At 73.6% G+C, this 14,634-nt stretch carries 11 protein-coding genes; 1 reads left to right on the forward strand and 10 read right to left on the reverse strand.

The annotated features are described in order from the left end of the window. On the reverse strand, window positions 1-1,116 hold the full coding sequence (ald, locus tag O7620_RS11880; RefSeq protein WP_151490083.1) for an alanine dehydrogenase: 1,116 nt from the start codon (window positions 1,114-1,116) through the stop codon (window positions 1-3). A gap of 293 nt (window positions 1,117-1,409) precedes the next feature. On the opposite strand from ald, the gene O7620_RS11885 reads away from it, so the two are divergent. Then, entirely contained in the window at window positions 1,410-1,667 is a 258-nt protein-coding gene (locus O7620_RS11885) for a TM2 domain-containing protein (protein WP_151490084.1), read from the forward strand. Between the two features lie 88 nt (window positions 1,668-1,755). Here O7620_RS11885 and O7620_RS11890 read toward each other — a convergent pair whose 3' ends face one another. The 9 genes from O7620_RS11890 to recN form a co-directional block, all read right to left on the reverse strand. Then, window positions 1,756-2,361 (reverse strand): NUDIX hydrolase, encoded by a 606-nt coding sequence (locus tag O7620_RS11890; protein ID WP_278123082.1) that lies wholly within the window; start codon window positions 2,359-2,361, stop codon window positions 1,756-1,758. Between the two features lie 73 nt (window positions 2,362-2,434). After that, the gene (locus O7620_RS11895) at window positions 2,435-4,183 is read right to left on the reverse strand and encodes a CTP synthase (RefSeq protein ID WP_278123083.1); all 1,749 of its coding nucleotides are present in this window, start codon (window positions 4,181-4,183) and stop codon (window positions 2,435-2,437) included. Between the two features lie 163 nt (window positions 4,184-4,346). Further along, window positions 4,347-6,761 (reverse strand): hypothetical protein, encoded by a 2,415-nt coding sequence (locus O7620_RS11900; protein ID WP_278123084.1) that lies wholly within the window; start codon window positions 6,759-6,761, stop codon window positions 4,347-4,349. Further along, a complete protein-coding gene (locus O7620_RS11905; protein ID WP_278123085.1) occupies window positions 6,761-7,927 on the reverse strand; it encodes a glycosyltransferase family 4 protein in 1,167 nt (388 codons plus the stop codon). The genes O7620_RS11900 and O7620_RS11905 overlap by 1 nt, the downstream gene beginning before the upstream one ends. After that, a complete protein-coding gene (locus tag O7620_RS11910) occupies window positions 7,924-9,606 on the reverse strand; it encodes a lipid II flippase MurJ (protein WP_278123086.1) in 1,683 nt (560 codons plus the stop codon). The genes O7620_RS11905 and O7620_RS11910 overlap by 4 nt, the downstream gene beginning before the upstream one ends. A 1-nt stretch (window position 9,607) precedes the next feature. Next, a complete protein-coding gene (locus O7620_RS11915; RefSeq protein ID WP_278123087.1) occupies window positions 9,608-10,474 on the reverse strand; it encodes a hypothetical protein in 867 nt (288 codons plus the stop codon). A 43-nt stretch (window positions 10,475-10,517) separates the two neighbouring features. Next, window positions 10,518-11,459: a copper transporter gene (locus tag O7620_RS11920; protein WP_278123088.1), complete on the reverse strand. Its 942-nt coding sequence runs from the start codon at window positions 11,457-11,459 to the stop codon at window positions 10,518-10,520. A 27-nt stretch (window positions 11,460-11,486) separates the two neighbouring features. Continuing rightward, entirely contained in the window at window positions 11,487-12,665 is a 1,179-nt protein-coding gene (gene steA / locus O7620_RS11925; protein WP_278123089.1) for a putative cytokinetic ring protein SteA, read from the reverse strand. Window positions 12,666-12,784: 119 nt separating this feature from the next. Next, window positions 12,785-14,542: a DNA repair protein RecN gene (gene recN / locus O7620_RS11930; RefSeq protein ID WP_278123090.1), complete on the reverse strand. Its 1,758-nt coding sequence runs from the start codon at window positions 14,540-14,542 to the stop codon at window positions 12,785-12,787. Window positions 14,543-14,634 lie beyond the last annotated feature (92 nt).

Below are 14,634 nucleotides of genomic sequence, written 5' to 3' on the forward strand. Positions count from 1 at the left end.
TCAGGCCAGCGCGTCGGCCAGCGGCAGCACGTCCATGCCGTGTGCCTCGGCCACCGGGCCGTAGGTGACCCGGCCGGCATGGGTGTTGAGGCCCAGCGCGAGGGCCGGGTCGGTGCGCAGCGCCTCGCGCCAGCCCTGGTTGGCCAGCTCCAGGGCGTACGGCAGGGTGACGTTGGTCAGCGCGTAGGTGCTGGTGTTCGGCACCGCGCCGGGCATGTTCGCGACGCAGTAGAAGATCGACTCGTGGACCTTGTAGACCGGGTCGGCGTGCGTGGTGGGGCGCGAGTCCTCGAAGCAGCCGCCCTGGTCGATGGCGATGTCGACGAGCACGCTGCCCGGCTTCATCCGGGAGACCAGCTCGTTGGAGATCAGCGTCGGGGCCTTCGCGCCGGGCACCAGCACCGCGCCGATGACCAGGTCGGCGTCGAGCACGGCCCGCTCGACCTCGTACGCGTTGGAGGCGACGGTCTGCAGGTGGCCCCGGTAGATGGCATCGGCCTGGCGCAGCCGGGCGACGTTCTTGTCCAGCAGCAGCACCTCGGACTGCAGGCCCAGCGCGATGGCGGCGGCGTTCATGCCGGAGACGCCGGCGCCGATGACGACGGTCTTGGCCGCGTACACGCCGGAGACACCGCCGGGCAGCACACCGCGCCCACCGCCGGTACGCATCATGTAGAAGGCGCCCACCTGCGGGGCGAGCCGGCCGGCGACCTCGGACATCGGGGCGAGCAGCGGCAACGACCGGTCGGGCAGTTCGACGGTCTCGTACGCGATGCCGGTGACCTTGCGGTCGATCAGCGCGTCGGTGCACTCCTTCGAGGCGGCCAGGTGCAGGTAGGTGAAGAGCACCTGCCCCTCGCGCATCCGGTGGTACTCCTCGGCGATCGGCTCCTTGACCTTGAGCACCAGCTCAGCGGTCTCCCACACCTCGTCGGCGGTGGCGAGGATCGTCGCGCCGGCGGCGGCGAACTCCTCGTCGGTGATGCTGGAGCCGACACCGGCGCCGGACTCGACGAAGACCTGGTGGCCGCTGCGGGTGAACTCGTTGACGCCCGCTGGCGTGATCGCCACGCGGTACTCGTGGTTCTTGACCTCGCGTGGGATTCCGACCTTCACGATGCAGACACCTCTCTTCGGGGCTGCTCTCCCCCGACTGCTCGGTGCCGCAATGGCCCCTTTGCCACCGCGGTCCACCGGTCCCGCCGGCGGCAGTCTAGGCGCGCCCGGCGCCGCCGCGAGCCAGCACAGTGCCATCCGGTGGTCGGGTGTCCTGACGATGTGTCAGGGCACCAACCGGACCCGGCGGAGCGGCGCCGCCTCAACCGTCAGGACAGTGTTCGACCATTATCGTCCCATCTGACGGGTGGCGGTGCGGACAGCGGACGAGTGGATCACTAATGTGACCGCCCATGACCACTCCTCCTTACCAGCCCGGGTACGCCCCGGGTTACTCCGACAAGAGCAAGGTCGTCGCGGGCATCCTCGGCATCCTGCTGGGCACCTTCGGGGCCGGTCGGTTCTACACCGGACACACCAAGATCGCCGTTCTTCAGCTCGTCGTGAGCCTGGTGACCTGCGGTGTCGGCGCCCTGTGGGGCGTCATCGACGGCATCCTCATCCTGGTCAACGGCGGCACGGACGCGCAGGGTCGCCCGCTGCGCGACTGATACGACCGGACACCGGAAAAGGGGCCCCGCGGTTGACCGCGGGGCCCCTTTTCGCGCGTACTCCCGCCGGCTGGACCGGCGGCGGCGCTCAGCGCGACAGCGGCGCGTCCGCCCGGCGCAGAGCCGCGAAGCCGGTGTCCCGGGCGCGGGCCGCAGCCAGCAGCCCGGCCACCGCGGACGCGTTGGTGATCTCGCCGGCGAGGACCATGGCGACCGCCTCGTCCAGGTCGATCCGCACGATCTGTAGGTCGGCCTCCTCGTCGCGGCGCTCGTGCCGCTCGTCGGCCGGCACGTCGGCGAGGTCCCGGGCCAGGAACACCCGGACGATCTCGTTGGTGAACCCGGGTGAGCTGTGCAGGTCGACGAGCACGTCGACCCGCCCGGCGGTCAGGTCGGCCTCCTCGGCCAGCTCCCGCAGCGCGGCCGCCGGCAACTCCTCGCCGGTGACGTCCATCAGCCCGGCCGGCAGCTCCCACAGGTGCCGCCCCACGGGATGCCGGTACTGGCGGATCAACACCACCTGGTCGGCGTCGTCGAGCGCCACCACGGCCACCGCCCCGACGTGCCGGACCAGGTCACGCCGGGCGGTCCCGCCGCCGGGCATGGTCACCTCCTCGGTGACCACGTCGAAGATCCGCCCCCGGTACCGCTCCTGGCGGGAACGCACCTCGTAGCGGTGCTCGACAGCGCTCATGCCGTCGCCTCGCTGCGCTCGACGACGACGTGCGGCACCCCACTGAGCCTGCTGGTTCGCTCGCTGCGCCCGCTCACGAGGCGGACGCGGCCTTCGTGGCGGCGCCGTTGCGGGCGGCCTTGCGCGTCGTCGGGGCCTCCGCCGCGTCCAGGTCGACCGGCAGCTGGTCGGCCTGCGAGTACGCCACCGCCGCCTTGACGAACGAGGCGAACAGCGGGTGCGGGCGGGTCGGGCGGCTCTTCAGCTCCGGGTGCGCCTGGGTGGCTACGAAGAACGGGTGCAGACTCCGGTCGAGTTCGATGAACTCGACCAGCCGGCCGTCCGGCGAGGTGCCGGAGATGTGCAGGCCGGCCTTGGTCAAAGCGTCCCGGTAGGCGTTGTTCACCTCGTAGCGGTGCCGGTGGCGCTCACTGATCTCGGTGCTGCCGTACGCCTCGGCCACGATCGAGCCCTCGGTCAACGCCGCCGGGTACGCCCCCAGCCGCATCGTGCCGCCCAGGTCGCCCTTGCCGGCGACGATGTCCTCCTGGTCGGCCATCGTGGCGATGACCGGGTGCGCGGCCTGCTCGTCGAACTCCAACGAGTTGGCGCCGTCCAGGCCGGCCAAATGCCGGGCCACGTCGATGGTCATGCACTGCAGGCCGAGGCAGAGGCCGAGCAGCGGGATGCCGTTCTCGCGGGCGTACCGGGCGGTGCCGATCTTGCCCTCGATGCCGCGCACCCCGAACCCGCCGGGGATGAGGACGCCGTCCACGCCGGCCAGGGCCGCCGCCGCGCCGGCCGGGGTGACGCACTCGTCGCTGGGCACCCAGCGCAACTGCACCCGCGCCCGGTGGCCGAAGCCGGCCGCCCGGATCGCCTCACTCACCGACAGGTACGCGTCGGGCAGGTCGACGTACTTGCCGACCACCGCGACGGTGACCGTGTGCCGGGGCCGGTGCACCCGCTCCAGCAGGTCGTCCCAACTGGCCCAGTCCACGTCCCGGAAGGAGAGGTTGAGCCGGCGCACCACGTACGCGTCCAGCCCCTCACGGTGCAGCACCTTCGGGATGTCGTAGATGCTGGGCGCGTCCGGCGCGGCCACGACCGCCTCGGTGTCCACGTCGCAGTAGAGCGACAGCTTCTCCTTGAGCTTCACCGGGATCTCCCGGTCGCAGCGCAGCACGATGGCGTCCGGCTGGATACCGATGTTGCGCAGCTGCGCCACCGAGTGCTGCGTCGGCTTGGTCTTCAGCTCACCCGAGGGCGCCAGGTACGGCACCAGCGACACGTGCAGGTAGAAGCAGTTGTCGCGGCCCAGGTCGTGGCGGACCTGGCGGATCGCCTCCAGGAACGGCAGCGACTCGATGTCGCCGACCGTGCCGCCGACCTCGGTGATCACCACGTCGGGCAGCTGGCCGTCGTCGTCCGGGTCGGCCATCGCCAGGATCCGCGACTTGATCTCGTTGGTGATGTGCGGGATGACCTGGACGGTGTCGCCCAGATACTCACCGCGCCGCTCCTTGGCGATCACGTCGGAGTAGATCTGGCCGGTGGTGACGTTCGCCTTGCCGGACAGCGCCCGGTCCAGGAAACGCTCGTAGTGCCCGACGTCGAGGTCGGTCTCGGCGCCGTCCTCGGTGACGAAGACCTCACCGTGCTGGAACGGGTTCATCGTCCCCGGGTCGACGTTCAGGTAGGGGTCGAGCTTCTGCATCACCACGCGCAACCCGCGCGCGGTCAGCAGGTTGCCGAGGCTGGAGGCGGTGAGGCCCTTACCCAGCGAGGAGGCGACGCCCCCGGTGACGAAAATGTGCCTGGTCGTCCGTGCTGATGGGGCCAAGGCCTGCTCCCGTGTCGTCTGTCGCGGTCATGCAGACCGCCGTGCTTGATCAGCAAAGTGATCACGCGATCCACGGGATTCGACGGTAACACCTCCCGGGCGGGTACCCGCAGGCCGCACCCCGGGTGCGACACCACCGGGTCACCACGACGACGCCCGACGCTCAGGGAGCGGCAACCTCGGTCGATGATCGGGTGACCTGCCGGGGCGGTAGCACCGCGGTGGGCTCCGGCGCGTCGTCGTCGTCCGCGGGCCGCTCGGCCGCCGCACCCTCGGGCGGCGTCACCGACGACCGGGATGGGCTCGCGGGCGGGCCGCTGATCGGGCGGGGATGCACCGCCCCCAACGGCCCACCACCACCGGTCGGGCCGCCGCCACCGGCCGGGCCGACGCCACCGCTGCCCGCGTCACCGCCCGGTCCCGCGTCACCGCCCGAGCCCGCGCCGGAGCCCGCGTCGTCGTCGCGCAGGCGGCCCACACCCGGACGGGTCCGGTCCGCGGCGTGCCCGAGCACCCGCAGCGACGCGAGGGCGGCCATCGGCACCACCAGTGCGGTGGCGGCACCGGCGACGTCCAGCGCCGCACCGTCGAGCACCCCACCCAGCACGGCCGCGACCGCCGTGCCGGCCAGCGCGGCCCGGACCGCCGGATAGATGCCGAACAGCCGCATCAGGCCGCCCCACGGCTGCAACAGGGCGAACCACACCAGCAGGCCACCGGCCAACGCCAGCACGGTCAGCGGGCTGTTCACCAGCGTCTCGAAGTTCTCCGTGCTCGACCGGTGCACGGTGAAGCCGCCGGTGCCGTCGCCGACGGCGGACAGGAACCGACCCAGGCTGCCCCGCTCCGCGGGCGGACGGCGCAGGTCCACCACGGCGAAGCCGACACCGACCGCCAGGGCCGCCATGGTCGCCCACGCCAGCCTGCTGATGGTCAGCCACCCGCCGGCACTGATCACCGCGGCCACGCTCAGTCCGGCGGTGAGCGCGATCGCCCCGACCGGATCGGCGCCCAGGTACGGACTGCCGACGACCACCACGGCGAGACCGCCCACGGCCACCATCACCGCGGGCCGCCAACCCCGGGGGACCCGCTGGGCGAGCCAGCCCCCGCTGACCAGCGCCCCGGCGAGGAGCACGCCCAGCCCGACGGTGCTCAGTCCCGCGTACCGGCCACCCTGCAACGCCGAGTAGCCCACCACGCCGTTGAGCTGCAGCCGCGCCCCGGTGAGCACGTCCAACCCCACGACGAGGGTGGCGAGACCGGCCACCGCGCCGAGCGGGCCGAGGGTGCCCGCGTACCCGGAGGCGAACCGGACCGCCGCCGTGCCGGCCACCACCAGCAGCGCGGTCACCCCCGCGAAGATCCACCCGGGATGCTCGCCCCGCCACCAGGGCACCGCGTCGGCGAGCAGCGCGGCCGGCACGGTCAACGCCGCCGCCACCAGCAGCACCTCGACCACCGCCACGAGCCGCGCGGGCGCCGGCGTCGGCCCGGTCGGCCCGGCGTGCGGCCGCGCCCGGCGCAGCAACGGCAACACCGCCAGCGCCAGCAGCACCTGCACCACGGCCAGCACGGTGAAGAACTCGCCGGACACGCTCCGCTGGGCGGCCGCCTTCCGGTCGGCGTCGGCCGGCGCGTTGATCGCGTCGGCCAGGTCTGCCGGCCGGCCACCGGCGCTGACCGCGGGCCGGCCGAGGAAGAGCCGCTCCGGCATCGGCCGACCCAGCGCGGCGAGGGCGGTCGGCGCGAGGTCGACGAGTTGCAGGTAGCCGTCCCGGCCGGTGCTGGACGACGTCAGCCACCCCCGCTCCCAGCCCGGCCCGTCGGCGACCACCACGTGCAGCCGCGACGGGCGGGCCGTGTCGGAGATCCCGGCGACCAGCACCAGCGACCGCGGCGGCCGGGCGGCCACCACGCGGGCGAGCTCGGCGTCCGCCGCGCGGGCCGCCTCGGCGCGCGTCGCCGGGTCGGTCCCCTCGACCGTGCCGAGGTCGACGATGCTCAGCACACAGGCCCCGAGCAGCGCGCGCGGGTCGTCTGGCAGCGCCGAGGCGTACCGGTCGACTCGGCCGAACGGACGGGCGGCGGCCACCGCCGCGCCCGGACCCACCGCGACCGAACAGCGCACCGACTCCGACAGCGACCCGGGCAACGTGTTCCACGGCAGCCGCTGCTGGTTGTACTGGACCACGCTCTCCTGGTCGGGAAGATTCGCGCCGATGCCGTCGGGTTGCTCCACGGCCACCCCGGCCGCCGGGCAGCCGCCGTCGAGTCGGCTGCCGTTCCAGGCGGCGAAGCTGCCCGCGCCGAGCGTCAGCCACCCGTCCACCGGGCAGGTGGGCCGGTGCGCGGACCGCACCGACAGCGAACCGATCGACCCCTCCTGGGCCATCCGCCACAGCGTCGGGGTGCGCTGCGGGTCGACGTCCTCCCAGCGCAGGCCGGCGATCCCGGCGAGCACCACGAAGTCTGCGGTGCGCTGCGGCGCGCCCTGCGGCGGCCGGACGGCCAGCGCGGCGACACCCAGCGCCACCACGAGCACCGTCAACACGGCGGGCGCGAGTCGACGCAGCATCAGCGGTGTTCCGTTCTCGGTGCCCGGGTGTCCGGGGCCGTCGGGCCGGTGGGGGCCGCGGTCAGCTCGGTGTAGAGCGCGGCCAGCGCGGCGACGGTGTCCGCCTCGGTGGGCCACGTCGCCGACCGCTCGGCGCCGCGCCGGCCCAGCTCGGCGCGGGCCGCCGGATCGTCCAGCAGGGCGCGCACCGCCGCGTCGAGGGCGTCGACATCACCGGCCGGGATCAGCGCCGCGGCGTCGCCGACCAGCTCCGGCAGCCCACCGACCGCGGTCGCCACCAGGGGTACGCCGGCGCGCAGCGCCTCCTGCGCGAAGAGCTGCCGGGCCTCCCAGTCGCTGCTCACCACCGCCAAGTCGGCGCCGGCGAGCAGGTCCGCCACGTCGGTGCGGTGCCCCAGCAGGGTCACCGGGGCACGGGCCGCGGACGTGCGGGCCGCCAACGGCAGGTACGCCGGGCCACTGCCGGCGATCACCACCACCGGTGGAGGTGTCCGGGTACGCCAGCGGGCCGCCGCGTCGATCAGCACGTCGTAGCGTTTCTGCGGGTGCAACCGGCCCACCGACACGATCAACGGCTGGTCCGGTCGTACGCCGAACTCGGCCCGGACCGCCGCCGGACGTCGGCGGGGCGCGGGCAGGGTCGGCGCGGCGACCGGGGCGAGCCGGGCGTCGGTGGCGCCCAGCGCCGCGGCCCGGTCCACCAGGTCCGCCGAGGCGCCGAGAGCGACCCGGGCGCCCCGGGCCACCACCCGTTCGACGAGACGGGAGACGCCGCCGCGCAACCCGCCGGCGAGCACCGCGTTGTGCCAGGTCACCACCAGCGGGGCCGCCGGCCGGGCCAGCACGGCGACCAGCCCGGCGCGCAGGCCGTGGGCGTGCACCACGTCGACCTGGGCGTCGGCGAGGACCCGGCGCACGGCGAGCACCGCGCGCGCGTCGGCGGGGGTCGGGCTGGCCGGGATCTCCACCGGCTCGAACCGCGCGCCCACGCCCACGAAGTCGAACTGTTCCTGCGTCGCCGCCGGCCCGCACACCAGCACCCGCGCGCCGGCCGCGACGAGCCCCCGCGCCACCGAACGGACGTGCTGGCCGACCCCACCGGTGCTGGAGGCGAGCAGCAGGGCGACACTGCCCGACCAGCCGGTGGACAGAGGTGGCTCACTCATCGCGCCGCCGTCTCCTTCCCGTCACCCCGCTCCGGGGAGACCCCGCCCGGCGTCGGCCCGCCGCCGCGACTCCGCCGGCTCAGGCGGCGCAGCACCCCGGCGAGCAGCGGCTGTACGTCCCGCCGGTCGACGAACCAGACCACGGCGAGGAACACCACCCCGACCAGAACCCCGGACAGCATGCCCTGACCGAGTGCCGCCGCCATCGTCGGGGTGCCGCCACCCGGCGTGTCGAGCAACCGGACGACGCCCAACCCGGCGAGCGCGGCGAGCACTCCGGCCAGGCCGCCGGCCGCCCCGGCCCGGGTCGTGCCGGCCAGCGCCGGACGCCCGGCGGCGCGCAGCACCGCCGTGACCAGCAGCGCCCCGAGTACGAGCATGCCCACCGAGTTCGCTGACGTCACCGCGAGCACCCGGTCGGCGGTGGGAAGCAGGGCGGTCAACGGCAGCGCCACGGCCGGGACGACCAGCCAGCCCAGCGTGATCGCCACGGTCGCCGGCCGGGTGTCGCCGCGCGCGTACAGCGCGCGGGACAGGACCGCGAACAGCCCGTAGCCGAGCAGGCCGGGGGCGAAGCCGGTGATGGCCGCCGCGGTGGACGCCGGATTGTCCGGGTAGAAGACGGCCGCGACGGGCTGCGCGGTCGCGATCAGCGCGGCGACACCCAGGCAGCTGAACAGCAGCACGCCGCGCACCGTCGTCGACAGGGTCCGCCGGTAGCCGGTCTCGTCGCCGGCGGCGGAGGCGGTGGCGAGCGTCGGATAGGACGCTACCGCCAGCGGTACGGCGAGCACCGCCCACGGCAACAGGAAGATGGCCTGGGCCAGGTTGAACACCTGCGGGGAGCCGGTGGGGCCACCGGAGACGCGGTTCAGGATCACCAGGAGCGCGACCTGCTGCGCCGCCACCGTCACCGCGCCGGCCGTGGCGAGCCCGCCGATCCGCGTCCGCGCGTCGGCGGTGAAGGCGTACCCGAACCGGGGCCGCAGCCGCAGCCGCCGCAGCGGGATCAGCAGCGACAGGGACAGCACGACCACGCCCAGCGTGGTGCCGGCGGACAGCAGCAGCTCACCGCCGCGGCTGACCTGGGCCACCGACGCGCCACGCCCCTGCGCGGTGCCGAAGGCCAGGTAGACGACGACCACGGTGAGGCTGGACAGCAGCGGCGCGATGACCGGCCAGGCGAAACGCCGGTGCGCCTGCAGGACACCGGTGAGCACGATGCCGATCCCGTAGAGGGGCAACTGCGGGGCGAACACCCGCAGCATCCGGGCACCGGCGGCGAGTTCCGACGCCGAGCGTCCCTCGCTGATCAGCGAGATGATCGGATCGGCGAACAGGACGACCAGCACGGCGAGCGGAACCAGCAGGCTCACCGTCCAGGTGAGCAGCGCGCCGGTGGTCGCGGCCACCGCCCGCCGGTCCTCCGCCGCGACCGCCCCGGCCAGCAGCGGTACGACCAGACTGGCCAGCGCCCCACCCGCGACGATCTCGAAGACGATGTTCGGGACCGTGTTCGCGATCACGTACATGCCGCCGAGGTCGCTCTGCTGGACCACCCAGGTGAACACGGCGGTACGGCCGAAGCCGGCGAGTCGGCTGGCCACGGTGAGGACGGCGATGAGCGCGGCTGCTCCGGCCAGCCGGCCGGCGCCGGCGAGGGGTGCCGGTCTGGTCACGTCAGTCGGCGCGTCGGCCCAGTGCGTCAAGCTCCCGCAGCCCGGGGGTCCGCTGGATCACCGACGTGAAGCTGACCTTCTCGCTGGCGGCGGTGAGCCCGGCGAGCACGGCCAGCAGGCCGGCCCGGCCGAGCGGGCCGCTGCGGGCGGCGAGCGCGACGCCGAGCAGCGCACCGAGGGCGTTCGCACCGCTGTCGCCGAGCATGACGTCCTCGGCCAGGTCGTCGCGGAGCAGGCCCGCGGCGGCACCGGCCGCACCGGCGGCGATCCCGCCGTGCGGGCCACCGGTCAGCGGCGCGGCGAGCAGCAGCCCGGACTTGATGGCCCGGCCCGGCCGCAGGTCGAGCAGGTTGAGCAGGTTGGCGGTGCCGGCGATGACCCCGGCGCCGAGCAGTACGTCGACACCCCGGCCGAACGCGCCGTGGCGCTGCCGGCGCGGGTGCGCCGCGACCCGGGGGTCGGCGGCGAGGAGCGCGGCGGCGCCCAGCCCGGCGGCACCCACCCCGACGACCTTGACCAGGCCGGCGGTGACCCGGCCCTCGCGCAGCGCGGCGAGGTGACCGGCGAAGCCCTTCGCCGCCTTCTGCTCCGGTCGGGCGCCGACCACGTCGTCGTACAGCCCGACGCCACCCGCGCCGAGGCCGGCGACCAGGGCGGCACCACCGGAGGCACCGCTGGTCGCGCCGAACGCGCCGGCGGCGGCCGCACCGGCGGCGAGCGCCGGGCCGGCGGCCAGGGTCACCGTCCGACCGCGGAAGTTCGTGCGTTCCAGCGCGGGCCCGACCGGGGCGGTACGCACCTCGCGCAGCGCGTACCGGGCGGCGGCAACACCGGCGCCGGCGATCAGCAGCCGACCCAGGGCGCTCACGCCGCCGCCTCGTCGATTACGGACACGGGGGTACGTCGTTCGCTCACTGGGGCAGTCTAGGCAGCAGGGAGGCGGCGTTGTCGCCGACGCCGTACTGGCCCGCCTTCTTCTCGGTGAGCTGCTGCACCAGGGCGAGGCTGGTGACCAGTTGGCCCTGCACGGTGTTGGCGTTGTCGACCGTGGAGATCGTCTGAGCGAGGACCGGGTCACCGCGGACCACGGCCACCAGGTTGCCGCCGACGGAGCCGTTGCCGCCCACCACGATCGACCCGGTCCGGTCGAACTGCTCGGCGATCTTGACGACCGACTCGTCCCGCTTGTCGGAGTCCTTGTCGACGTACGGCTGCCCGCTGACCACGACGACCGCCTCCGCCGAGCCGGTCACCTTGTTGCTGTCGGTGGTCAGGTAGCCGGCGTTGTTGTACGCGGCGAGCACCGCCCGCCGGTCGGCGTCGCTGACCGGCGCGGTGCCCTGCGCCCGGTCCAGCAGGACGCTGGCCAGCAGTGCGCTGGACGTCTCCACGCCGTGCCCGTTACCGGGCAGGCCGGTGGTCTGCGCGGTGGGCCGGGCGGCGGTGACGGCCAGCTCCAGCAGGTTGGAATTGTTGTCCGGGTTGATGAACTTGTCCTGCAGGTCGACGCGGCCGGTGATGGTGGCGCCGGCGAGCTGGAGCTTCTTGAGCACACCCTCGGTGTGGTCACGCCCATTGGGCAGGCTGAGCACCACGACCCGACGCCCGGTGAGGGTGCCCGGCAGGACGACCTGTGACATCTCCTCGGCGAACTCCTCCTCCAGACCCAGTTGCTTCTCCATGTTGCTGACCGTCTGGCGCCACTGCTGGTTGTCCTTACGCAGCCCGGTGACCTGCTCCTTGAGCGAGTCGGCGACCGGGCCGTTGAGGGCGGCCGTGCCGACCACCAGGCCGATCGCCAGAGCCAGGAAGACCGCGGTGAGGGACACCACGTGGTAGCGGAAGTTGATCACGCTTGCAGCCTCTTGATCGGTCGGGAACTAGAAAAGCCGGTACAGCTGGAACACGAAATTGTCCCACCACTCGGCGACCACGCCCAGGTACGCCTTCCCGACGGTCGAGACGGCCACCGCCGACGCCATCGCCGCGATCGCCGAGAGCACCAGCAGCAGCAGCGACGAACCGGAGATGCTCTGCCGGTAGAGCCGGCTCACACCCTTGGCGTCGACGAGTTTGCCACCGACCTTCAGGCGGGTCAGGAACGTCGAGGCCATCCCGCCGCGACCCTTGTCGAGGAACTCGACAAGGGTGGCGTGGGTGCCGACGGCGACCAGCAGCGACGCGCCCTTCTCGTCGGCCAGCAACATCGCGAGGTCCTCGCTGGTCGCCGCGGCCGGGAAGGTGATCGCCGGGACGCCGAGGCCGTTGACCCGGGGCAGACCGGGCGCCCGCCCGTCCGGGTAGGCGTGCACGATCACCTCGGCGCCGCAGCGCAGCACGTCGTCGGTGACCGAATCCATGTCCCCGATGATCATGTCGGGGGTGTAGCCGGCCTCGACCAGCGCGTCGGCGCCGCCGTCGACACCGATCAGCACCGGCTTGAACTCCCGGATGTACGGGCGCAGCACGTCCAGGTCGGCCTTGTAGTCGTAGCCACGCACCACGATCAGACAGTGCCGACCCTGCATCTGGGTCTCGATGTCCGGAACGCCGACGCCGTCGAGCAGCAGGTCGCGCTCCTGGCGCAGGTAGTCCATCGTGTTGGCGGCGAACGCCTCCAGCTGCACCGACAGACCCTCCCGCGCGTCGGCCATCGCCTTGGCGACCGACTCGGCGTCCTGCAGGCTGCCGTGTGCCACCGGCTCGTCGCCGGCGAAGACCGTGTTGCCCTCGATGCGCACCTGGTCGCCCTCGCGGATCTGCTCGAAGACGCCCTCACCCAGGTCGTCGAGCAGCGGGATGCCGGCGGCGACCAGCACCTCCGGGCCGAGGTTCGGGTACCGGCCGGACACCGACGGCTTGGCGTTGAGCACCGCCCCGACACCGACGGCGACCAACGAATCGGCCGCCACCCGGTCCAGATCGACGTGGTCGATGACCGCGATGTCACCCGGGCGCAGCCGGCCGACCAGGCGCTTTGTCCGGCGATCGAGGCGCGCGGTGCCGAGGACTCTGCCTGGCTCCGCGTTTCGGTTCCGGCGCAACGTGGGTAGACGCATCGTGACCATCCTGGCATGTGAGGCAGGCTTTTCTGTCGCGACATGCCTGAGCAGGGCCGCCTACCCAGGGAAGCACACGTCGGCACAAGCCGGTGTGCTTGCGCTCACAATACGCGGCGTCACGGCCGCCTTTCCTTCGCGGCCACGGCCAAAAGCTCCTCGGCGTGGGCGATACCCAGATCCGAGTCGGGCAAACCGGCGAGCATCCGGGCCAGCTCCCGGGCGCGTTCGGTGTCCTCCACGACCCGGACACCGCTGGTGGTCACCGCGCCACCGGTGTCCTTCGCCACCACCAGGTGCCGGTCGGCGAACGCGGCCACCTGCGGCAGGTGGGTGACCACCAACACCTGGTGACTGCGGGCCAACCGGGCCAGCCGCCGGCCGATCTCCACCGCCGCCTGGCCACCGACACCGGCGTCGACCTCGTCGAAGACCAGGGTCGGCGGACCGCCCGAACCCGCGAAGACCACCTCGATGGCGAGCATCACCCGGGACAATTCACCACCGGAGGCGCCCCGCTGCAACGGCAACGACGGCGCACCCGGGTGGGCCAGCAACCGCAGCTCCACCTCGTCGCCGCCGTCCGGGCCGACACCCACCTCGACGCCGTTGACCGGCAGCGCCGGCTCGGCCCGCCCGGCCGGGCGGGGCAGCACCGCCACCTCGATCCGGGCGTGCGGCATGGCCAGCCCGGCAAGCTCGATCGTGACCTGCTCGGCGAAACGCACCGCCGCCTCCTGCCGCGAGGCCGACACCCGACCGGCCAGGTCGGCCACCTCGGCGGCCAACCGCTGACCCTCGCGCTCCAACTCGTCGAGCAGATCGTCGGATGTGTCCAGATCGGACAGACGGGCACGTGCCCGGTCGGCCCAGGCAATCACCCCGTCGACGTCGTCGGCGTACTTGCGGGTCAACGCGCGCAGCGCCGCCCGCCGCTCGTAGAGGTGCTGCAACCGGGCCGGGTCCGCGTCCAGCGTCGCCAGGTACGCCGACAGCTCCGCGGAAACGTCGGTCACCAGGGTGGCCGCCTCCTCCAGCCGGGCCGCCAACTCGCCCAGCGCCGGGTCGGTGCCGGCCTGCGCCTCCAGCGTGCGCCGGGCCGTGCCGAGCAGCGCCGCCGCGTCCGGCGTCTCGTCGGCCGCCTCCGCGCCGCCCGCCACGCACAGCTGGGCCAGCTGCGCCGCCGTCCGCAACCCCTCGGCGTGCTCCAGCCGCTGCGCCTCGGTCTTCAGCTCGTCGTCCTCACCGGGCTGCGGGTCGACCCGGGTGATCTCGTCGAGGCCGAGCCGCAGCAGATCGGCCTCCTGGTTGCGCTCGCGGGCGTTGCGCCGCCGGTCGGCCAGGTCGTCGACGATCCGCCGCCACCCCGTGTACGCCTCGCGCAACGCGTCGAGCAACTTCTCGTGCGCCGGGCCGGCGAACCGGTCCAACGCGGCGCGCTGCTCGGCCGGACGCAGCAGCCGCAGCTGGTCGGACTGACCGTGCACGGCCACCGCCTGCTCGCCGACCTCGGCGAGCATCGACACCGGCATGCTCCGACCACCGACGTGCGCGCGGGAGCGGCCCTCCACCGTCACGGTGCGGCTCAGCAGCAGCGAGCCGTCCTCGTCGGGCTCACCGCCGGCGTCGCCGATGCGGGCGTGCACCGCGTCGGCGACCCGGCCCTCCAGCCGCAGCCGACCCTCCACGACGGCCCGCCCGGGTTGGGCACGGACCCGCCCGGCGTCGGCCCGACCCCCGAAGAGCAGGCCGAGACCGGTCACCACCATCGTCTTGCCCGCACCGGTCTCGCCGGTGATGACGTTCATGCCGCCGGTCAACGGCAGCGTCGTGTCGTCGATGACGCCCAGCCCGGTGATGCGCAGCTCTTCCAGCACAGCACCCGACAGTAGACGCGAGGCCCGACAGTTGACCAGCCGACGGGCCCCGCCGGTGGGCCGCGATCCGGCCGTCACCTGGCCGACGTACA

Origin of the sequence: Micromonospora sp. WMMD710 (assembly GCF_029626045.1) — a bacterium.
In the GTDB taxonomy this organism is placed as follows: Bacteria; Actinomycetota; Actinomycetes; order Mycobacteriales; family Micromonosporaceae; genus Micromonospora.